Here is a 20,924-nt window from a genome sequence, read left to right as displayed (position 1 = left end):
CTGAACGACGGGGATGGAACCGCCCCAGCCTATCGGCGCGGCGTTTGACACCCGAGGCCGCACGCTGGAAGCCTGGAGCCACTAACGACGAAAGGCCGCACCGTGAGCACTCCCGACTCCTCCACGCCCGCCGAGCCCACTCCGCCGGCAGAGGGCGCGGTTCCGCCGGCAGAGGGCACCGTCCCGCCGCCGTACACGCCGCCCGCCTATACGCCGCCGCCCGCGTACACCGCCCCGCCTGCCTATACGCCGCCGGCGCAGCCCGCCGAGCCGCCGTACGGCGCTGGCCCCACCTACGGTGCCCCACCCGCGGGCGACGCGGCTCCGTCCGCCGCACCCGGCTACGGTGCACCCGCCGCCGCGCCGGGTGCCTACCCGCCGCCGTACCAGGCGGCTCCGCCCGCGTACGGCGCACCCGCGTACGGCGCACCGGCACCTGCCTACGGATACGGCTACGCACCTGCCAGGACCAACACTCTCGCGATCGTGTCGCTCGTCGCGAGCATCGTCGGATTCCTATGGATCCTGCCTTTCATCGGCAACCTGGCCGCCGTGATCACGGGCCACATCTCACTGAAGCAGATCAAGCAGACGGGTGAGGGTGGTCGAGGCATGGCCCTCGCGGGCGTGATCGTCGGCTGGGTCGGCCTCGCGATCGTCGTCCTCGTCGGAATCATCTTCCTGTCGATCTTCGTCTTCGCCGTCGCGGCCGACAACGGTCGCTACTCGTAGAGGAGAGGCGGTCCCCCGCGCCACGAGCGGCGTACTCTGGAAGCGTGAGGAACTCGTCGGAACGCCCGTCTGCGACCTCGCTTCCCGCGTCGCCGCAGGATGACGCGCACGGGCGCACGCAGCGGTACCTCATCATGATGGGCGTGCGCATCGTGTGCATCATCCTGATGATCGTCATCACGCCCTACGGCTGGTACACGTGGGTCCTCGGTGCGGGCGCCGTCTTCCTCCCCTACATCGCCGTCGTTCTGGCCAACGTCGGCAGCGATGTCGGCGGTGCAGACCCCGAGAACCCGGAGCGGGCGCTGCCGCAGCATCCCTCGCCGTCTGCGTCCGACGACACGACCGGCGTGATCCGCATCCAGGAGAGCCCCGCGCTCGCGCCGTCGCCGCAGAAGGACGACGACGCGTGATCGGGGACGACGTCGACCGCACGTGTTCGCGGGCGGGATGCCGCGCGCAGGCGAGCTGGCGGATCGACTGGCGCAACCCCAGGATCCATGGGCCCGAGCGGCGCAAGACGTGGGTCGCGTGCGACGAGCACGTCGACTACCTGCGGTCCTTCCTCGCAGCGCGGGACTTCCCCCTCGAGGTCGCAGCGCTCGAGGTCGTCTCGTGAGCCGTCGCGCATCGGCGCCGGCGGCCGTCCGGTGGACCGCCTACGTCGCCGTCGCGATCGTCTTCGCGATCGCGTGCGCCTTCCTCTCGAACTGGCAGTTCACGCGGAACTCGGCACGTGCGGCTCAGCTCGCCCTCGTCGAGGCGAACTACGACGCTCCCCCCGTCGCGCTCTCGGACGTGCTGGCCCCGGACGGCGCACTCGACCCGCTCGACGAGTGGCAGCCAGTCGAACTGGTCGGCGAGTACCTCACGGACGATCAGCTGCTCGTGCGCAACCGTCCGCACGGCGGCACCGCGGCGTTCGAGGTGCTGGTGCCGATCCGGCTCACGGATGGTCGCGTCGTCGTGCTCAATCGCGGCTGGGTTCCGCCGGGCGAGCATCAGCCCGACCCCGATGTCGTCCCCGGCGCGCCCGAGGGCGAAGTCACCGTGATCGCCCGTGTACGCCCGGGTGAGGCAGCTCCGAGCGGCGGGCGATCCGCCGATGACGGCAAGGTCCCCAACATCAACCTGCCGATCATCGCCGATGCCGTCTCGCCCGAGACCGCCGCCGATCTCGAGCAGGGAGCGTACGGCATCGTCGTGTCCGAGGACCCCGCGGCGGCGACCATGCCGAACGCCCTCGAGGCACCGACGGAGGACCCGGGCCCTCATCTGTCGTACGCGATCCAGTGGATCCTGTTCGCGATCATGGGCTTCATCTTCATCGGCTACGTGATCCGCACCGAGCTGCGACACCGGAAAGAGGATGCGGAGGACGCCGCGGCCGGCGTCACCGCGCCTCGCCGGCCCGCGGCATCCCCCCGTCGCGACCGCGACGCGGAGGACGAGGACGCCCTGCTCGACGCGCGCTGAGAGTTCGGCGTACGTCAGGCGAGCGTGATCAAGTCGGCGTAGTCCTTGCCCCAGATGTCCTCGACGCCGTCGGGCAGGATGAGGACGCGCTCGGGATTGAGCGCCATCACGGCGCCCTCGTCGTGCGAGACGAGGACGACGGCGCCCTCGTAGTGCGCGAGAGCGCCGAGGATCTCCTCGCGCGACGCGGGGTCGAGGTTGTTCGTCGGCTCGTCGAGCAGCAGCATGTTGGCCGAGGAGACCACGAGCGTCGCGAGCGACAAGCGCGTCTTCTCACCGCCCGACAACACCCCCGCGGGCTTGAGCACATCGTCGCCCGTGAACAGGAACGAGCCGAGCACCTTGCGCGCCTCGGTCGCGGTGATGTCGGGCGCGGCCGACATCATGTTCTCGAGCACGGAGCGGTTCACGTCGAGGTTCTCGTGCTCCTGCGCGTAATAGCCGATCTTGAGACCGTGTCCGGGTTCGAGCTGCCCGGTGTCGGGCTTGTCGACGCCCGCGAGGATGCGCAGGAGAGTCGTCTTGCCGGCACCGTTCAGACCGAGGATGACGACCTTCGAGCCGCGGTCGATCGCGAGATCGACGTCGGTGAAGATCTCGAGCGAGCCGTACGACTTCGACAGTCCGGACGCCATGAGCGGCGTCTTGCCGCACGGGGCGGGCTTGGGGAACCGCAGCTTTGCGACGCGATCCTCCTGCCGTACGTCGTCCAGCCCGGAGAGCATCTTCTCGGCACGCGCGACCATCTGGTGCGCGGCAGCGGCCTTGGAGGCCTTCGCCCCGAATCGGGCCGCCTGCATCTGCAGCTGCGTCGCCTTCTTCTCGACGTTGACACGCTCCTTCTTGCGGCGTTCCTCGTCGGCCACGCGCTGGCGCAGGTAGTTCTTCCAGTTCATGTTGTACGTGTCGATGACCTGGCGGTTCGCGTCGAGGTAGAAGACCCGGTTGACCGTCTCGCCGACGAGTTCGACATCGTGGCTGATCACGATGAGCCCGCCCTTGTAGTTCTTGAGGAACTCGCGCAGCCACACGACACTGTCGGCGTCGAGGTGGTTGGTGGGCTCGTCGAGGATCATCGACTCGGCGTCGGAGAACAGGATGCGGGCGAGCTCGATGCGACGGCGCTGACCACCTGACAGCGTCGACAGCGGCTGGTCGAGGATGCGGTCGGGCAGCGAGAGGTTGTTCGAGATGATCGCGGCCTCGGCCTCGGCCGCATAGCCCCCGAGCGCCTCGAAGCGCTCCGTGAGGTGCGCATAGCGCTTCATCGCCTTCGCGGCGACCTTCTCGTCGGCATCGCCCATCGCGAGGGTGGCGTCGTGCATCTCGATCGCGAGCGTGCCGAGCCCGCGGGCGTCGAGGATGCGGGTACGCGCCAGCATCGACGGGTCGCCCGAGCGCGGATCCTGCGGAAGATAGCCGAGTTCGCCGCTGCGCTCGACCTTGCCGTCAGCCGGCATGAGGTCGCCCGCGAGGACCTTCGTGAGCGTCGTCTTGCCGGCTCCGTTGCGGCCGACGAGACCGACCTTGTCACCGGCCGACACACGGAACGAGACGTCGGACATGAGCACGCGCGCGCCGACGCGGATCTCGAGATCGTGTACGGCGAGCACGGCGAAGGGTCCGATCCGTCGGTGGAGTGGGGGATGTGGCCGATCGGCCGATCTCCGAGTCTACCGCCGTTGCCTGAGCGAAAGCCCGCTCGTGCGTCGCGTCGCCACTGGACAGAACCGACGATCGCGAGTCGCCGGATTCGTGGACACCGTTCATGAATGTGCACATGGGACGCTCTAGGCTGAGCGCATGTCTGCCATCGCCGCCGCACCTCGCCGCCTCGTTCTCGCCGACCTCATCGCCCGCCCGTCGACCCGCGCCCGCGCGTTCGCCGTCGACGCGGGCCTCGTCCTCGCGGGTGTCGCTCTCGTGGCTCTCCTTGCGAAGGTCTCGTTCTTCATCGGTCCGATCCCGATCACGGGTCAGACACTCGGCGTGATCGTCGTCGGCGCCGCGCTCGGGGCACGCCGGGGTGCGGCATCCCTCACGACCTACATGCTGCTGGGCCTCGCCGGGCTGCCGATCTTCGCCGGCCCCGTCGCCGGACCGGCCTACGTCCTCTCCCCCTCGTTCGGCTTCATCCTCGGTTTCATCCCGGCGGCGTTCATCGCCGGGTGGTTCGCAGAGCGCGCGTGGGACCGCAAGCCCGTCCTCGCCTTCGTCGGCTTCGTCGCGGCGAGCATCGTGCCGTTCCTCGTCGGCGTGCCCTACATGGCGCTCATCCTCGCGACCGTGCTCGGCGTCGAGGTGACGTTCGCGTCGGTGATGGATGCCGGCGTCCTGCCGTTCATCGTGCCCGGGCTCATCAAGGCCGCCTTCGCCGCGCTGCTGGTGCCGGCCGCCTGGTGGCTCGCCCGCAAGGCCGATCGCGCCAAGCGCGCCTGACCCGCTTCGCGGAGCGCCCCGTCCAGGAGACGGGGCGCTCCGTCGTTTCCGCACCCCCGGAAAGTCACACGATTCGCACGCTGAGGGTCACCTGGGTAATGTAAGGCTGTCCTAACCACAGCTCTCCTCGATACGCGAAGGATCCTCATATGAAGCGATTCCGCTCCGCCCTCGTCCTCTCGGCGGCCGCAGCACTCGTCCTGACCGGCTGCGCGAGCGGCACCGACGCCGGGTCCGGCTCGGATGACTCCGCAAGCGACGCGGCGTTCCCCATCACGATCACGCACGCTCTCGGCGAGACCACGATCGACAGCAAGCCCGAGCGCGTCGCGACGGTCGGCTGGAGCAATCAGGACGTCGCCCTCGCTCTCGGTGTCGTGCCTGTGGGCATGGACACCCAGGTGTGGAACTGGACCAACGACGCCGATCCCGGCGTCTACGAGTGGACGCAAGATGCCATCGACGAGCTCGGCGGCGACGAGCCCGTGCTGTTCACGACCTCGGACGGCACCGACTTCGAGGCCGTCGCCGACACCGCTCCCGACGTCATCCTCGCCGCGCAGTCCGGACTCGATGAAGAGAGCTACGCCACGCTCAGCGAGATCGCCCCGGTCGTCGCCTACCCCGATGTCGCGTGGTTCACGTCGTGGCGCGACACGATCACGGTCAACGCCGAAGGCCTCGGTCTGAGCGCCGAGGGCGACGAGCTCGTGTCGTCCCTCGAGAGCCAGATCGCGGATGCCACGGCCGATGCCGACTTCGCCGGCAAGACGGCGGCGTTCTTCTCCATCACCGCGGCCGACCTGTCGACGGTCTACCTGTACACCGAGGGCGACGCGCGCACCGCTTTCCTCGGAGACCTGGGCTTCGATCTGCCGCAGATCGCGGTCGACGCAGCCGCCGGCGGTTCGTTCTTCGAGGAGTTCAGCGCGGAGAACGCCGATCAGCTGGCCGATGTCGACGTCATCGTCACGTACGGCGACGGCACGACGCTCGCAGCCCTGCAGGCCGACCCGCTGTGGAGCACGCTCTCGGCCGTGAAGAACGGCGCCGTCATCGAGGTCGGCATGGGCGACGCGTACAGCGCCGCCGTCAGCCCGACCGCCCTGTCCATCCCGTGGGTGCTCGACCGCTACGTCGGCGACCTCGAGGACGCCGCAGCGAAGGTCCAGTGACCTCGACGGCCGTCTCACGACGCCGCGCGTCCGCCCCCGCGGGGGACGCGCGGCGTCGCGGCGTCGTGCTCGCAATCGCGATCGTCGCCGTTCTGGTGTCGATCGTGCTCTCGCTCTCGTTCGGGTCCCGACCCGTCACGTGGAACGAGATCGTCGACGGGATCACGTCGTGGTTCCTCGGCACGACGCCGACCGACATCGGAGCTCTCGCCGTGCAGAGCCGCATCCCGCGCACGGCGCTCGCCCTGCTCGCGGGGGCCGCCCTGGCACTCTCGGGCGCACTCATGCAGGCGATCACGCGCAATCCGCTCGCCGACCCCGGCATCCTCGGTGTCAACACGGGCGCCGCGCTCGCCGTCGTCATCGGCATCGCGTTTCTGGGCACGACCGGGGCCTTCGGGTATCTCGGACTCGCACTCGTCGGCGCGTTCGTGACGGCGTTCTTCGTCTACTTCGTCGGCTCCGTCGGCCCGGGCGGCACGACGCCGATCAAACTGGCACTCGCCGGAGCGGCGACGACGGCCGCGTTGAGTTCGGTCGTCGCCGCGATCCTGCTCCCCCGGCGCGACGCGATGGATGAGTTCCGCTACTGGCAGGTCGGCAACGTCGGCCGCGCCGAGTGGGAGACGATGGCTCTGGTCGCCCCCATCCTCGTCATCGGCGCCGCCGTGGCGATCCTGTGCGCGTCGTCGCTGAACGCCCTCGCTCTCGGCGACGACGTCGCCGTCGGTCTCGGCGTACGCGTGGGTCGCATCCGCATCGTCGCCGCGATCGCAGGCGTCACCCTGTGCGCCGCGGTCACCGCGGTCGCCGGCCCGATCGGCTTCGTCGGACTCATGGTCCCGCACGCCGTGCGGCTCGTCTCGGGGTCCGACCAGCGCTGGCTGCTCCCGCTCTCGGCGCTCGGCGGCGCGGTCCTGCTCACGCTGGCCGACACCCTCGGCCGGGTGCTGGGCTCTCCGGGCGAAGTCGAAGCCGGCATCATCACCGCCTTCCTCGGCGCTCCCGTGCTCATCGCCATCGCCCGCCGCACTCGGATGAAGGCGATCTGATGACGACGACGCCCATGAGCGCGGCATCCGTCTCCGCGAGCGACATCGATCTCGTTCGCTCGGGACGCGCGCGGCGCGGCCGTCGCCGCACCGTCGCGCTGACCGTTCTCGCGGTGCTGACGGTCATCCTCTTCGTCGCCATGCTCATGCTCGGCAACACGATCTACCCCTTCTCGGACGTCATCGGCGTCCTCATGGGCCAGCAGGTGCCGGGTGCGTCCTTCACGGTCGGCACCCTGCGTCTCCCGCGAGCGCTGACCGCCGTGCTCGCCGGCGTCGCCTTCGGCGTGGCAGGCGCGACGTTCCAGACGATGCTGCGCAATCCGCTCGCAAGCCCGGACGTCATCGGCATCACGTCCGGCGCGAGCGCGGCGGCGATCCTCTCGCTGATCGTTCTGCACTGGAGCCACACCGCGACGATGGGCCTCGCGCTCGTCGCGGGGATCGTGACAGCCCTCGTCATCTACCTTGCCGCCCGAGGTGGCGAGTCCACCGGCGGACGACTGATCCTCATCGGCATCGGCGTCGGCGCCATGCTCGACGCCGTCGTGGCGTTCCTGATCGTGCGGGCGGACGTCAACGACGTCGCAGTCGCCGCGAGATGGATGACGGGAAGCCTCAACGGATCGCGGATGGATGCCGTTCCCCCGCTCCTTCTCGCGGTCGTCATCCTGGTCCCGATCGTCCTGATGCTCAGCCGCGACCTCGGCGCGCTCGAACTGGGTGACGCCTCCGCGACGGCGCTCGGCGTCCGCGTCGACCGCACGCGTGTGCTGCTCGTCGTCGCCGCCGTCGCCCTGGCGTGCTTCGCGACGGCGACCACGGGACCGATCGCGTTCGTCGCGTTCCTCTCCGGCCCCATCGCCGCCCGGATCGTCGGGCCGGGCGTGCCCGTCATCCTGCCCGCCGCGCTCACCGGCGCCGTCCTCGTGCTCGCGGCCGACCTGCTCGGGCAGTTCGCGTTCGACACGAAGTTCCCCGTGGGTGTCATCACCGGCATCCTCGGCGCGCCCTACCTGCTCTACCTCCTCATCCGAACCAGCCGCCGCGGAGGATCATCATGACCGCCCTGCACACGCTGCGCACCGACGCACTCGTCTCGGGCTACGGGCGCACGACCATCGTCGACGACATCGACCTCGAGATCCCCTCCGGACGCATCAGCGTCATCGTCGGGGCGAACGCATGCGGCAAGTCGACGCTCCTCAAGACCATCTCGCGCCTGGTCCCCGTGCAGGGCGGTGCGGTCGTCCTCGACGGCAAGAGCATCGACCAGATCCCGACGAAGGAGCTCGCGCGCACGCTCGGCCTGCTCCCGCAGCAGCCCATCGCCCCCGAGGGCATCGTCGTGGCCGATCTCGTCGGCCGAGGCCGGCATCCGCACCAGAAGCTCTTCCGCAGCTGGACGCAGGAGGACGACCGCGCCGTCACCGAAGCGCTCCGCGCGACGGGCGTGCTCGAGCTGGCGGATCGTGCGATCGACGAATTGTCGGGCGGTCAGCGCCAGCGCGTGTGGATCGCGATGGCGCTCGCACAGGAGACCGACATCCTGCTCCTCGACGAGCCCACGACCTTCCTCGACGTCTCGCACCAGATCGAGGTGCTCGATCTCCTGACCGATTTCAATGCCTCCCGCGGCACGACGATCGTGATGGTGCTGCACGACATCAACCTCGCGGCGCGCTACGCCGATCACCTGTTCGCGCTCAAGCACGGACGACTCGTCGCGAGCGGCGCGCCGGTGGATGTCGTGACGAGCGCACTCGTGCGCGAGGTCTTCGACCTGGACTCGCAGGTCATGCCCGATCCGGTCTCGGGCACCCCACTCGTGCTCCCGCGCGGCCGACACCACGTCCTCGGCGCGACGGACGCTTCCACCGATTCGAGAGACTCATGACGACCACGACTCTGCCCACGAGCGGCTTCTTCCGCGCCCGCGTCATCGCGATCACCGACCTGACGCCGAGCTTCCGCCGCTTCACGTTCCAGGGCGACGACCTGGAGCACTTCGGGGACCCGGGCCTCGATCAACGGATCAAGGTGGTGTTCCCCACGCCCACGATCAGCCTCGACGACATGCCCACGGGCGAGGACTGGTACACGCAGTGGCGCGAACTGCCGGAGGACGCGCGCCCGCCGTTCCGCACCTATACGACGCGGTTCGTGCGCAACGCGCAGCGCGAGATCGACATCGACATGGTCGCGCACGACGTGCTCGGCCCCGCGTCGGAGTGGATCGAGCGCGCAGCCCTCGGCGACGAGCTGCTCATCTGGGGTCCCACGACGGCGCACGAGGGAGTGAGCTACGGCATCGACTTCGTGCCGCCGGCCGAGACCGAGAACATCCTGCTCGTGGGCGACGAGACGGCGGCGCCGGCGATCGCCGTCATCCTCGAGCAGCTGCCGCCCGAGGCGACGGGCGTCGTCGTCGCCGAACTGCCGCACGCCGACGATGCCGCGTACTTCCCGCAGCATCCCGGGTTCCAGTACTTCGTCTCGGGCCGCATCGACGAGAGCCGCCACGCGCATCTCGTGGCGGCGGTATCGGATGCCGCGGCTGAACTCGCTCCGGAAGGGCGCGGCGCCGAGGTCGAGGAGATCGACATCGACACCGACATCCTGTGGGAGGTCCCCCGCACCGCGAAGGGCGGAGCCGCTCTCAAGAAGGCGCCCCTGTACGCATGGCTCGCGGGCGAGTCCGGTGCGATCAAGACGCTCCGCCGCCACCTCGTCACGGAGCGCGGCGTCGATCGTCGCGCCGTCGCCTTCATGGGCTACTGGCGCCTGGGCAGGGCAGAGAACTAGTACTGCTGTCGGGTGGGGTACTTGTCGCTGATCGTGCGATTGAAGAAGGCGCCCGGGCTCGCGGCATCCATCAATCCCCGATGCACCGACGGCGGCACCGCGAAGTAGCGGTACACGTCGCCGGACGCGAACTCGATCTCGAGCACCGCGGTCTCGGCCTCGTAGCCGACGGACCGGAGGAAGCTCGACTCGATCGACTCTCTGCGCACGGCTCCAGGCTAGCGAGCGGCCTCGTGGGCGTGACCCATCCGCAGCCCCGGCACGAGGGCGAGGAGTGCGAGCACGATGGCGATCGCGAACACGGCGGGGAATGCGGCATGCGTGCCCGACAGCGCCGTGAACGCGAGGCCCAGAACCGCGATCGCGGTCGCCGCGCCGATCGAGTCCGAGATCGACAGCGCCGCCGAGTTGAACCCCTGGTTCTGCGGGGTCGAGTACGCGAGCGTCAGCACCGTGAGGCGCGGGTACATGAGACCCATGCCGCTGCCGGCGAACGCCCACCCCACGACGAGGACGACGGGATGCAGGTGCCACCACGCCGTCGCGGCGACGATGACCAGCGCTGTGACGAGCTGCACGATGCCGAGGATCGTGATGCGGGCGTTGCCGAGCCGATCGCCGAAGCGACCCTGCACTTCGGCGGCGACCGCCCACAGGATCGCGGCCGCCGTCAGACCGAGGCCCGCCCACGTCGGTGAGAAGCCGTAATCCGCGATCAGCAGGTAGGGCACGTAGATCTCGGCGCTGAAGAGCGCCCCCGCGATGAGGCCGCGCATGAGGATGACGCTGGGCAGCCCCGCGCCCGACAGCAGCGTGCGACGCGGCAGGAGCGGCCGGGCGGCGAACCCGATGACGACGATGGATGCCGCGACGACCGCGCCGGCGAATCCCTGCGCTTCGCCCGCGAGGCTGAGCCCCAGCGTGCCGGCGGCGACGGCGATCGCACACAGGATGCGCGGCAGGAGGCGCGCCGTCGACGGATGGTCGGTGTGCAGCGGGGTGGTCCAGAGCCTGATCGCCACCATCGCGTAGGCGACGCCCGTGAGCACCGCGACGCCGAGGAACACCCACCGCCAGTGCAGGTACTCCGTGACGGCGCCCGCGAGGAACGGGCCGATGAGCGACGGGACGACCCACGCGGCCGAGAACGCGGCGAAGACGCGGCCGTGCAGCCACGAGGGATAGATGCGCGCGACGACGACGTAGAGGGCGACCGTCATCCCGCCGGTCCCGAGCCCCTGCACGAGGCGCCCAAGGACGAGCAGCTCCATCGTCGGCGCGAAGCCGGCCATGAGCAGCCCCGCGAAGAACAGCACGACGGCGCTCGTGAGCGGCCAGACCGGCCCCGATCGGTCGCTCCACCCGCCCACGACGACCATGCCGATGACGCTCGTGGCGAGCGTGCCCGAGAAGGCGACGGCGTAGAGGGCCGCACCGTCGAGATCGTCGGCGACGATCGGCATGACGGTCGTGACTGCGAGAGCCTGCATCGCGGCGAGGAACACGAGGGCGATGGCGCCGATCGTCACCCACAGGTACTCGGGCGCCCATACGCTCCCGGACTGTTCGTCATCGACGGGCGCGACGACGTCGAGCGGTCCGGTGGGAGCGGGCTCGTGCGGCTGGCTCATGACCGCGCGAGTGCGCCGACGCGCTCGATCGCCTCGGCGAGCATGTCGGGCGAGCAGCCGAAGTTGATGCGCACGAAGCCCTTGCCCTCGTCGCCGAACAGCGGACCGTGGTGGAACGCGACCTTCGTCCGCCGCAGGATCTCACGCGCCGGATTGTCGCCCCACCCGTACGCCGAGACATCCACCCACGCGAGGTATCCGGCGTCCGGCTCCACGTAGGTCGCGAGAGGAAGATGTGCGGCGAGAAGCTGCGACAGCAGTGCGCGATTGTGCGCGAGCGCCGCCAGCAGGCTGTCGACCCAGGCGTCGCTCTCGGGTGAGCACGCGGCGACGTGCGCGAGGCCGCCGAAGATCCCCGTGCGCCACTCGACCTCTGCGGGGAGTCGCCGGAGCACGTTCGCCTGACGATCGGATCCACCGATCATGACGGCGCACTTGAGGCCCGCGAGGTTGAACGTCTTGCTCGCGCTCGTGACGGCGTAGCCGACGCGGCGCGCGGCGTCGGACGCCGTGAGGAATGGAGTGAACACGACGGGCGCGTGCGCGAGAGGACCGTGGATCTCGTCGCTCACGACGGGGACGCCGAATCGGTCCGCGAGATCGGCGAGTGCCGCCAGGCTCTCGCGCGAATGGACGGTGCCGGTCGGATTGTGCGGGTTGCACAACAGGATCGCTCGCGCGCCCGCCTCGAGCGCCGCCTCGACGCCGTCGAGGTCGATCTGCCACCCGGCATCCGTCCGCTGCAGCGAGACGCGTTCGACGACCGCGCCCGCCTCTTCGACCGTGTCGTAGAAGGGCGGATAGACGGGAGGCATGACGATGACGCGGTCGCCGGGCTCGATGATGCGGCGCAGGATCTCGACGACGCCCATCATGACGTCGCCCGTCCAGAAGACGTGCGACGGATCGACTGTCCACCCGAAGCGCCGCTGCGCGAAGCCGACGAAGGTCTCGCGGATGCCGGGCGCCGGCGGCGTGTAGCCGGTGTCGCCCAGCTCGACCGCGCGTTGGAGCGCTCGCGTGATCGCGGGCGCGAGCGGATAGTCCGTCTCGGCCACGAAGAAGGGCAGGACGTCGTCCCCGTACTTGCGCCACTTCGTGCTCGCCCGCTGTCGCAGGAGTTCGAGGGGGAGTGCTTCGAGGGGGGTGACGCTCACCCATCGAGCCTATCGGCGGGGCGCGCCTGGCCGATCGGCGACGTCAAATCGCGAAACCGAGCGCCCGCATCATGTCGCGGCCGTCGTCGGTGATCCGCTCCGGGCCCCACGGCGGCATCCAGACCCAGTTGATGCGGAAGCGCTCCACGACGTCGTCCAGGGCCTGCGCCGTCTGCTCTTCGAGCACGTCGGTCAGCGGGCAGCCGGCCGACGTGAGCGTCATGTGGATGACGAGAGCGTCGTTCTCGTCATCCCAGCCCAGGTCGTAGATGAGCCCCAGATCGACGACGTTGATCCCCAGTTCGGGGTCCATGACGTCCTTGAGCGCATCGGTGACCTCGTCGTACTTCTCGGGTGCGAGGGTTGCGGTCATATAACGATCCTACGCGTCCGCGTCGACGACGGGCTCGAGGAACCGGTCGTAGCCTTCGTCCTCGAGGCGATCGGCGAGTTCGGGACCGCCCTCTTCGACGATTCGGCCCGCGACCATGACGTGCACGAAGTCGGGGTGGATGTAGCGCAGGATGCGGGTGTAGTGCGTGATGAGGAGCACACCGAGGTCGGTCTCGGCCTTCGCCCGGTTCACGCCCTCGGACACGATCTTGAGCGCGTCGACGTCGAGGCCGGAGTCGGTCTCGTCGAGCACGGCGATCTGCGGCTTGAGCAGCTCGAGCTGCAGGATCTCGTGGCGCTTCTTCTCGCCGCCCGAGAACCCCTCGTTGACGTTGCGCTGCGCGAACTTCGGGTCCATACGCAGATTCTTCATGGATTCCTTGACGTCCTTCGTCCACGTGCGGATCGAGGGCGCCTCGCCGTCGATCGCGGTCTTCGCGGTGCGGAGGAAGTTCGTCACGGTGACGCCGGGGATCTCGACGGGGTACTGCATCGCGAGGAAGAGACCCGCGCGTGCGCGCTCGTCGACCGACATCTCGAGGACGTCCTCGCCGTCGAGCGTGATCGACCCGCTGACGACCTGGTACTTGGGGTGACCGGCGATCGTGTACGCGAGGGTCGACTTGCCCGAGCCGTTGGGGCCCATGATCGCGTGGGTCTCGCCCGTGCGGATCGTCAGGGTCACGCCGTTGAGGATCGGGGTGGTGCCGGCATCCGTCTCGACCGTCACGAAGAGGTCGCGGATCTCGAGGGTCGTCATGAGATGTCCTTAAGAATGGTGGGATCGATGAGCACGTCGTCGCCGTCGATCACGACGGCGTAGACGGGAACGGGCTCGTAGGCGGGAAGGTTGAGGGGCTTGCCGGTGCGCAGCGAGAACGCCGAGCCGTGGGCCCAGCATTCGAGCGTCTCACCGTCGACGAAGCCCTCGGCGAGCGAGATGTCGCCGTGGGTGCACGTGTCGCCGATCGCATGCACTTCGCCGTTGGAGTCGAGGACGAGCGCCATGGGCACGCCGTCCACCTCGACACGGATCGCGGCATCCTGCTCGAGCTCGCTGAGTGCGGCGACGCGCTGTGCGCTCACAGCTCCGCCCCGCGGGTGAGCTCGACCTCGATCGCGGCGAAGAGCTCCTCTTCGAGGTCGGGGATCCCGATCTTCTGGACGATCTCGGCGAGGAAGCCCAGCACGACGAGGCGACGGGCCTGCTCCTCATCGATGCCGCGAGCCTGCAGGTAGAACAGCTGCTCGTCGTCGAAGCGCCCGGTGGCGCTCGCGTGACCGGCACCCTGGATGTCGCCGGTCTCGATCTCGAGGTTCGGGATCGACTCGGCCCGTGCGCCGTCCGTGAGCACCAGGTTGCGGTTCGCCTCGTAGGAATCGGTGCCCGTGGCATCCGGTCCGATGAGCACGTCGCCGATCCAGACGCTCCGAGCACCCGAACCCTGCAGGGCGCCCTTGTAGAGCACGTCGCCCTTCGTGTGCGCGCCCTTGTGGTGAAGGTAGACCTGGCTCTCGAGGTGCTGACCCGAGTCGGAGTACGACAGCCCGAACAGCTCCGCCTCGGACCCCGTGCCCGCGAGCTCGACGGAGGGATTGACGCGCACGACGCCGCCGCCGAAGCTCACGACGATGTGGCGGAGCTTGGCGTCCTTGTCGACGCGCGCCTGGTGGGCGGACACGTGGATCGCGTCGTCCTCCCACTCCTGCACCGAGACGACGTCGAGGTTCGCACCGTCCCGGACGATGATCTCGAGGTTCTGCGCGTGGGTCGCCGTGCCGCGATGGCGCAGCAGCACGGTGCCGCGCGAGTTCGCCTGCGCCTCGATCACGACGTGAGCGTGGGCGAGGCCGGGGGTTCCGACGAGGTCGATCACGACGGGCTCGTCGAGCTCGACACCCGCAGGGATGCGCACGAGCGGCGCGACGGGCTCCTGAGCCCAGGCGATCGCACTGGGCAGGTCTTCGGGCCGGAAGACCTCGCCGCGAGGCGCCTCGCCGACCTTCAGCTCGAGCTGCTGGACGGATGCCGGGGCGCTCACCGTAACGTCGATGACGCCGTGGGGGCCGGCTTCGTCGACGAACAGCGGCACGAGGCGCGCGATCGGAGTGTGCTTCCAGTTGACCTCGAAGCCTGCGGGGGCCTCGAAGTCGGCGGGGTCGAACGACCACGGGCGCGCCGAACGGGTCTGGACCGGCACGAAAGCGCCCGCACCATCGGTGTGGCCCTTCGCGCCGGGGATGGTCACGGGGCTCTGAACAGCCGAGCTCATTTAGCCGACACTGCCTTCCATGCCCATCTCGATGAGCTTGTTGAGTTCCATCGCGTATTCCATCGGCAGCTCGCGCGCGATGGGCTCGATGAAGCCGCGCACGATCATCGCCATCGCCTCGTCCTCGGGCATGCCGCGGGACTGCAGATAGAACAGCTGCTCTTCGCTGACCTTGGACACCGTCGCCTCGTGACCGAGCTGCACGTCGTCGACGCGGATGTCGATCGCCGGATACGTGTCGGAGCGCGAGATCGAATCGACCAGCAGGGCATCGCAGCGAACCGTGTTCGCGGAGTGGTGGGCGTTCGCATCCACCCGCACCTCGCCGCGGTAGCCCGCACGGCCGCCGCCGCGCGCGATCGACTTCGAGACGATCGAGGACTGCGTGTACGGCGCCATGTGGATCATCTTCGCGCCGGCGTCCTGGTGCTGACCGGGGCCCGCGAAGGCGACCGAGAGCGTCTCGCCCTTGGCGTGCTCGCCCACGAGGAAGATCGACGGGTACTTCATCGTGACCTTGGAGCCGATGTTGCCGTCGATCCACTCCATCGTCGCGCCCTCGTGCGCGATCGCACGCTTGGTCACGAGGTTGTAGACGTTGTTCGACCAGTTCTGGATCGTCGTGTAGCGCACGCGGGCGTTCTTCTTCACGATGATCTCGACGACCGCCGAGTGCAGCGAGTCGCTCTTGTAGATCGGCGCCGTGCAGCCCTCGATGTAGTGCACGTACGAGCCTTCGTCGGCGATGATGAGCGTCCGCTCGAACTGGCCCATGTTCTCGGTGTTGATGCGGAAGTAGGCCTGCAGCGGGATCTCGACGTGCACGCCCGGCGGCACGTAGACGAACGATCCGCCCGACCAGACGGCTGTGTTGAGCGCGGCGAACTTGTTGTCACCCGCGGGGATCACGGTGCCGAAGTACTCCTCGAAGAACTCGGGGTGCTCGCGCAGCGCCGTGTCGGTGTCCATGAAGATGACGCCCTGAGCCTCGAGCTGCTCGTTGATCTGGTGGTAGACCACCTCGGACTCGTACTGCGCGGCGACGCCGGCGACGAGACGCTGGCGCTCGGCCTCGGGGATGCCGAGCTTCTCGTAGGTGTTGCGGATCTCTTCGGGCAGTTCCTCCCAGGACCCCGCCTGCTTCTCGGTCGAGCGCACGAAGTACTTGATGTTGTCGAAGTCGATCTCGCTGAGGTCGGCGCCCCACGTCGGCATCGGCTTGCGTCCGAAGAGCTGATAGCCCTTGAGGCGCGTCTTGAGCATCCATTCGGGCTCGTTCTTCAGGGACGAGATCCCCTTGACGACGTCTTCGTTGATGCCGCGCTGCGCGACGGCGCCCGCGGCGTCCTCGTCGTGCCAGCCGAACTCGTACTGACCCAGGCCTTCCAGCTCGGGTCGATCGATCAGGACATCCGCCATCGTCACACTCTCCTCTGGGCCGCAACGGTGTCATCCGCCCCGGCATTCCGAACCGGCGATGTATTCGCAGGAATGGATGCCGCTGGTGGGCCCCTCAAGTGGCGCCGTCCATCGCGCCTAAACTGTCAGTGGATCGCGCAGCTCGCAGAGCGCGCAGTCCGACCCCTTGATTCTACAGGCTCCTCCCCGACACGGGGGGCCTGATGCCCACTCGGCACGATCCCCAGGAGGCCGCGCGCCATGACGCCGCAACCGTCGACCGCCGCACGCCCGGGCATGCCCACGCGCCTGTGGCGCCGACTGCCCGACCGCGTGGGCCGGGCGGCACGCGTGCTCGCGTGGCTCGTGCTGATCAGCAACGTCGTGATCGTCGCGACCGGCGGTCTCGTGCGGTTGACGGGATCGGGAATGGGATGCGAGACCTGGCCGTACTGCACGGCCGACTCGCTCACCCCGACGCAGGAGCTCGGCGTCCACGGCCTCATCGAGTTCGGCAACCGCACGCTCACCGGCGTCCTCGTCGTGATCGCGCTGCTCGCCTTCCTCGCCGTCATCCGCACCACTCGTCGGGACCTCAAGGCCCTCGCGTTCGCGAACGGCATCGGCATCATCCTGCAGGCCGTCATCGGCGGCGTCATCGTCTGGCTGCACCTGCCCCCGACCCTCGTCGGCATCCACTTCGTCATCTCGGCGGCACTCGTCGCGAACGGTGCTGCGCTCGTGTGCCGCACGTACTCCCCCGGCGGCCCGCGCACCCGCGCGGTCGGCACAGGTTTCACCGCTCTCACCTCTGCGACGGCGGCCGCCGTCGTCGTGACGGTGCTCATCGGCATCCTGTTGACGGGCTCCGGCCCGCACGCGGGGGACGACGAAGCGGCCCGCAACGGCCTCGACCCGGTGCTGTGGCAGCACATCCACTCGTGGCCCGCGTACGTGCTCTTCGCCCTCACGATCGCGCTCTTCATCGCATCGTGGCGCACGCCGCCCGCGCAGCGCCTGCGCCTGTGGGTCGGGCTCCTGCTCGCGACGGAGTGCGTGCAGATCGCCGTCGGACTCTGGCAGGCGCGCACGGGGCTGCCCATCGCGCTCGTGAGCATCCACATGGTGCTCGCCGTCACCCTGGTCGCCGCGATGACGGCGGTCGTGATGAATCTCTCGACACCCGCAGCGATCGGCGCCGTCGCGCCGTCGGAAGTCGAAGAAGCCGCACGTTCGTAGCTGATCCATAGGAACCGCATACGTTCGACTCGGGTCGGCACAAGAGAGTGATGGATGCCGCGGCCGCTCGTGCCGCCATGACTCCCGAGGAGACTCCCCCATGACAAGCCGTCCCAGCCTCGTCCGCAGCATCCCGTTCTGGGTTCTCGTCGCCGGCTCCCTCGCCAGCGCCGCCGCCGGAGCCGCGATCCTCGCCGACAAGATCGGCGTCATGACCACGACCCTCACCGACGGCAGTGCCACGGGCCTCGAGGTGTACGTCGGCCAGACCGTCGCCGTCGTCGGCGCCGTCCTCGTCGGAGCGGGTGTCGTCGGCATCCTGCTCGCGCTCACGGTCGCGTCCCTCGCGACGCTCCGTCCCGCCGCGCCGGTCGAGGTCATCGAGCCGATCGACTGGACCGAAGAGGAGTACGCGGTCGAGGAGCCCGCCGTCGAGCAGGTCGCGGTCGCCGACATCGAAGCGGCCACTCCCTCCGCAGAGCCCGTCGGGGCGGACACCGACGCAGAAACCGTCGAGCCGGCGGAGTCACCCGCGCGCTGACGGTCAGCCGCCCACCGCGCCCCCTCCCGGCATCTCGTCGGGCGGGGGCGCGGCCGTCTCCGCCGCGAGAGGCCCGATACTGACAGCGTGGATCCCGTCGCAACGATCACCTGGATCGTTCTCTTCGTTCTCACGACCGTCACCGTCACGGGACTCGTCGGGCGGCTCGGCTGGTCCGCGCCCGTCGCGCTCGTGGCGGTCGGCGGGGCCGTCTCGTTCATCCCGGGCGTGCCCCAGGTCGTCGTCGAACCCGACCTGATCCTCTACGGCATCCTCCCTCCGTTGCTGTTCGCCGCCGCGATCCGCACATCGCTCATCGACATCCGCGCCCGCCGCGACAGCATCCTGCTGCTCTCGATCGGCCTCGTCGCGTTCACGGTCGTGACGGTCGGCTTCGCGACATGGCTGCTGATCCCCACGATCACCCTCGCCGCCGCTTTCGCCTTCGCCGCGGTCGTCGCTCCGACCGACGCGGTCGCCGTGACGGCGATCGCGGGCCGGCTCGGCCTCCCCCGCCGCGTCGTGACGATCCTCGAAGGCGAGAGCCTCCTCAACGACGCGACGGCGCTCGTCGCCCTCAATGCCTCGATCGCGGCGATCGTCACCGTCGTCACCCCGACCGAGGTGGCTCTCGACTTCGTGGTGGCCGTGGTCGTCGGCGTCGGTGTCGGCTCCATCGTGGGCTGGCTGGTGACGCTCGTCCGCTCGCGTCTGCGCTCGGCCGTACTCGACACGAGCCTCACGCTCGTGACGCCCTTCGCGACCTTCCTGATCGCAGCGCTGCTGCACGGCTCCGGCGTGATCGCCGTCGTCATCGCCGGGCTCTTCCTCGCCTACCGAGCACCCGCCGTGGCCTCCGCGGAGGCGCGCGTCGCGGAGCGCCTGAACTGGCGCACGATCCAGTTCCTGCTGGAGAACGCCGTGTTCCTGTTCATCGGGCTCAATCTCTCGGGAGTGCTCGCCGGCGCGATCCGTACGGGCCCGGGGGTCTGGCCGACGATCGTGATCTGCGCCGGTATCCTGCTCGCCCTCGTCGCATCGCACTTCGCCTGGGTCATGGCGACGACGCTGCTGTACCGCCGCGGTCCGCGGCGACTGCGCGAACGCAGCTGGGCGTGGGGCAACGGCGTCGCTGTCGCGAGCGCCGGTGTCCGCGGCGTCGTGACCCTGGCCGCGGTCTTCCTCCTTCCGGCCGAGACACCGGGTCGCGAGTATCTCCAGTTCCTCGCCTTCGTCGTCGTGGTCGCGAGCCTTCTCGGCGGCCTCGCACTCCCCCGCATCATCCGCACGCTGCACCTGCCGAGGCCGAATCCCACGCAGGAACTCATCGAACGGCGCATGCTGACCGCCGAGGCCCAGGCGGCTGGCCTCGAACGCCTCGACCGCGAGATCACTCCCCAGGTCGACACGCGGACCGTCGACCAGCTCCGCCGCGACTCGGGTTTCCTGGGCGAGACTCTCGACACGTTCGGAGCGGATGCCGCCATCCCTCAGCTGGAGGAGAAGGCCCGTCTGCGCCGCGCGATGCTGGAGTCCGAGCGAGCGGCGATCCTGCTGGCGCGCGCGGAGGGCAGGTACCAGGAGCCGGCGATCGTCTCGGCGCTGCAGGCGCTGGACGCCGAGGAGACCGCTCTCAAGGCCCAGTTCCCCAAGCCCGAGGCGTGAGCCTCGGGCGGGCGTCAGAAGGGCAGAAGCGGGTCGACGGCGATCGCGACGAACAGGAGCGTCAAGTACGTGATGGATGCGTGGAACACGCGCATCGGCCGGGGCTCGGTGCCGCGCACGGCCCGGTTGTAGAGCCGGTGGGACTCGTAGATGAACCAGCCGCCGAAGACGACCGACGATGCCGTGTAGACGAGGCCCATCCCCGCGACCGGGATGAGGAGCAGCGAGCAGGCGACGGTCGCCCACGCGTAGAGGATGACCTGGAGCCCCACCTGCGACCCGTTGCGGGTCGCACCGAGCATCGGCACGTCGACTTCGTCGTACTGGTCCTTGTACTTCATGGACAGCGGCCAGTAGTGCGGCGGGGTCCACAGGAAGACGAGGACGAAGAGGATCACAGGCGGCCAGGCGAGCGAGCCGGTGACGGCAGTCCAGCCGATCAGCACGGGGAAGCAGCCCGCGATCCCGCCCCACACGATGTTCTGCTCCGTACGCCGCTTCAGGATCATCGTGTAGATGACGACGTAGAAGAAGATCGCGATCGCCGAGAACGTCGCAGCGAGCCAGTTCGTCGTGATCCACAGCCAGACGGTCGAGAAGACCGCGAGCGACCACGCGAAGATGAGCGCACCTCGCGGCGACACCTCGCCCGTCACCAGCGGGCGATTCACCGTGCGCTGCATGTGCGCGTCGATGTCCCGATCGAGGTACATGTTGAACGCGGCGGCCGAGCCCGCGGACGCCGAACCGCCGATGACGGTCGCCAGGACCAGCCAGAGGCTCGGGAAACCGCCCTGCGCGAGGATCATGACCGGCACGGTGGTCACGAGCAGGAGCTCGAGCACGCGCGGCTTGGTCAGCGCGACATACGCGCGGATGGTTCGGCCGAGGGAAGGACGCCGGGTCGGCGCCGCCACCGCGGCCGCCGACGCTGTCGAGATGTCCATC

23 protein-coding genes are annotated in these 20,924 nt (G+C 69.2%); 13 read left to right on the top strand and 10 right to left on the bottom strand.

Annotation, left to right across the window (positions count from 1 at the left end):
• The first annotated feature begins 102 nt into the window (after window positions 1-102).
• From MA876_RS08790 to MA876_RS08775, 4 genes are read left to right on the top strand one after another with little or no spacing between them, the layout of a single operon-like run.
• Window positions 103-732, top strand: a complete 630-nt coding sequence (locus tag MA876_RS08790) for a DUF4190 domain-containing protein (protein ID WP_248147847.1) — start codon at window positions 103-105, stop codon at window positions 730-732.
• Window positions 733-776: 44 nt separating this feature from the next.
• A complete protein-coding gene (locus MA876_RS08785; protein ID WP_248147845.1) occupies window positions 777-1,145 on the top strand; it encodes a DUF3099 domain-containing protein in 369 nt (122 codons plus the stop codon).
• Complete coding sequence (locus tag MA876_RS08780) at window positions 1,142-1,351, top strand: hypothetical protein (protein ID WP_248147843.1); 210 nt, start codon at window positions 1,142-1,144, stop codon at window positions 1,349-1,351. Before MA876_RS08785 ends, MA876_RS08780 begins: the two co-directional genes overlap by 4 nt.
• The gene (locus tag MA876_RS08775; RefSeq protein ID WP_248147841.1) at window positions 1,348-2,208 is read left to right on the top strand and encodes an SURF1 family cytochrome oxidase biogenesis protein; all 861 of its coding nucleotides are present in this window, start codon (window positions 1,348-1,350) and stop codon (window positions 2,206-2,208) included. Before MA876_RS08780 ends, MA876_RS08775 begins: the two co-directional genes overlap by 4 nt.
• Before the next feature lie 14 nt (window positions 2,209-2,222).
• Here MA876_RS08775 and MA876_RS08770 read toward each other — a convergent pair whose 3' ends face one another.
• A complete protein-coding gene (locus MA876_RS08770; protein ID WP_248147839.1) occupies window positions 2,223-3,821 on the bottom strand; it encodes an ABC-F family ATP-binding cassette domain-containing protein in 1,599 nt (532 codons plus the stop codon).
• A 190-nt stretch (window positions 3,822-4,011) separates the two neighbouring features.
• On the opposite strand from MA876_RS08770, the gene MA876_RS08765 reads away from it, so the two are divergent.
• The 6 genes from MA876_RS08765 (at window position 4,012) to MA876_RS08740 (ending at window position 9,679) form a co-directional block, all read left to right on the top strand.
• The gene (locus MA876_RS08765; RefSeq protein ID WP_248147837.1) at window positions 4,012-4,647 is read left to right on the top strand and encodes a biotin transporter BioY; all 636 of its coding nucleotides are present in this window, start codon (window positions 4,012-4,014) and stop codon (window positions 4,645-4,647) included.
• A 149-nt stretch (window positions 4,648-4,796) separates the two neighbouring features.
• Entirely contained in the window at window positions 4,797-5,822 is a 1,026-nt protein-coding gene (locus tag MA876_RS08760) for an iron-siderophore ABC transporter substrate-binding protein (RefSeq protein ID WP_248147835.1), read from the top strand.
• The gene (locus tag MA876_RS08755) at window positions 5,819-6,874 is read left to right on the top strand and encodes a FecCD family ABC transporter permease (protein ID WP_248147834.1); all 1,056 of its coding nucleotides are present in this window, start codon (window positions 5,819-5,821) and stop codon (window positions 6,872-6,874) included. The genes MA876_RS08760 and MA876_RS08755 overlap by 4 nt, the downstream gene beginning before the upstream one ends.
• Window positions 6,874-7,938, top strand: coding sequence for a FecCD family ABC transporter permease (locus MA876_RS08750; RefSeq protein ID WP_248147833.1), 1,065 nt, complete (start codon window positions 6,874-6,876; stop codon window positions 7,936-7,938). The genes MA876_RS08755 and MA876_RS08750 overlap by 1 nt, the downstream gene beginning before the upstream one ends.
• Window positions 7,935-8,771 carry an ABC transporter ATP-binding protein gene (locus MA876_RS08745; RefSeq protein ID WP_248147832.1) on the top strand — a complete coding sequence of 279 codons (837 nt, stop codon included), beginning with the start codon at window positions 7,935-7,937 and terminating at the stop codon, window positions 8,769-8,771. Before MA876_RS08750 ends, MA876_RS08745 begins: the two co-directional genes overlap by 4 nt.
• Window positions 8,768-9,679: a siderophore-interacting protein gene (locus tag MA876_RS08740; protein WP_248147831.1), complete on the top strand. Its 912-nt coding sequence runs from the start codon at window positions 8,768-8,770 to the stop codon at window positions 9,677-9,679. The genes MA876_RS08745 and MA876_RS08740 overlap by 4 nt, the downstream gene beginning before the upstream one ends.
• Here the strand turns inward: MA876_RS08740 and MA876_RS08735 are convergent.
• The 8 genes from MA876_RS08735 to sufB are packed head-to-tail and all read right to left on the bottom strand — an operon-like array spanning window position 9,676 to window position 16,552.
• Window positions 9,676-9,888: a KTSC domain-containing protein gene (locus MA876_RS08735; protein WP_248147830.1), complete on the bottom strand. Its 213-nt coding sequence runs from the start codon at window positions 9,886-9,888 to the stop codon at window positions 9,676-9,678. The two genes, MA876_RS08740 and MA876_RS08735, sit on opposite strands and share 4 nt — an antisense overlap.
• A 9-nt stretch (window positions 9,889-9,897) precedes the next feature.
• The gene (locus MA876_RS08730; RefSeq protein WP_248147829.1) at window positions 9,898-11,310 is read right to left on the bottom strand and encodes an MFS transporter; all 1,413 of its coding nucleotides are present in this window, start codon (window positions 11,308-11,310) and stop codon (window positions 9,898-9,900) included.
• Window positions 11,307-12,467, bottom strand: a complete 1,161-nt coding sequence (locus MA876_RS08725) for a MalY/PatB family protein (protein WP_248147828.1) — start codon at window positions 12,465-12,467, stop codon at window positions 11,307-11,309. Before MA876_RS08725 ends, MA876_RS08730 begins: the two co-directional genes overlap by 4 nt.
• Window positions 12,468-12,510: 43 nt before the next feature.
• Window positions 12,511-12,840, bottom strand: coding sequence for a metal-sulfur cluster assembly factor (locus MA876_RS08720; RefSeq protein ID WP_248147826.1), 330 nt, complete (start codon window positions 12,838-12,840; stop codon window positions 12,511-12,513).
• A 9-nt stretch (window positions 12,841-12,849) separates the two neighbouring features.
• Entirely contained in the window at window positions 12,850-13,620 is a 771-nt protein-coding gene (sufC, locus tag MA876_RS08715) for a Fe-S cluster assembly ATPase SufC (RefSeq protein ID WP_248147824.1), read from the bottom strand.
• Entirely contained in the window at window positions 13,617-13,946 is a 330-nt protein-coding gene (locus MA876_RS08710; protein WP_248147821.1) for a non-heme iron oxygenase ferredoxin subunit, read from the bottom strand. The genes sufC and MA876_RS08710 overlap by 4 nt, the downstream gene beginning before the upstream one ends.
• Window positions 13,943-15,133, bottom strand: a complete 1,191-nt coding sequence (sufD, locus tag MA876_RS08705; protein WP_248147819.1) for a Fe-S cluster assembly protein SufD — start codon at window positions 15,131-15,133, stop codon at window positions 13,943-13,945. The genes MA876_RS08710 and sufD overlap by 4 nt, the downstream gene beginning before the upstream one ends.
• Complete coding sequence (sufB, locus tag MA876_RS08700) at window positions 15,134-16,552, bottom strand: Fe-S cluster assembly protein SufB (RefSeq protein WP_248147818.1); 1,419 nt, start codon at window positions 16,550-16,552, stop codon at window positions 15,134-15,136.
• 240 nt (window positions 16,553-16,792) lie between these two features.
• On the opposite strand from sufB, the gene MA876_RS08695 reads away from it, so the two are divergent.
• From MA876_RS08695 to MA876_RS08685, 3 genes are all read left to right on the top strand, one after another.
• Complete coding sequence (locus MA876_RS08695) at window positions 16,793-17,770, top strand: COX15/CtaA family protein (protein WP_248147816.1); 978 nt, start codon at window positions 16,793-16,795, stop codon at window positions 17,768-17,770.
• A gap of 100 nt (window positions 17,771-17,870) precedes the next feature.
• Entirely contained in the window at window positions 17,871-18,311 is a 441-nt protein-coding gene (locus MA876_RS08690; RefSeq protein ID WP_248147814.1) for a dinucleotide-utilizing enzyme, read from the top strand.
• Window positions 18,312-18,398: 87 nt separating this feature from the next.
• The gene (locus MA876_RS08685) at window positions 18,399-19,976 is read left to right on the top strand and encodes a Na+/H+ antiporter (protein ID WP_248147812.1); all 1,578 of its coding nucleotides are present in this window, start codon (window positions 18,399-18,401) and stop codon (window positions 19,974-19,976) included.
• 14 nt (window positions 19,977-19,990) lie between these two features.
• Here MA876_RS08685 and MA876_RS08680 read toward each other — a convergent pair whose 3' ends face one another.
• Window positions 19,991-20,923 carry a heme o synthase gene (locus MA876_RS08680; protein ID WP_248148023.1) on the bottom strand — a complete coding sequence of 311 codons (933 nt, stop codon included), beginning with the start codon at window positions 20,921-20,923 and terminating at the stop codon, window positions 19,991-19,993.
• Window position 20,924 lies beyond the last annotated feature (1 nt).

This window comes from Microbacterium aoyamense (assembly GCF_023155855.1).
GTDB classification, from domain to species: domain Bacteria; phylum Actinomycetota; class Actinomycetes; order Actinomycetales; family Microbacteriaceae; genus Microbacterium; species Microbacterium aoyamense.
Note: the sequence above shows the minus strand (reverse complement) of the source record. Positions and strands in the feature narration are given on the sequence as shown.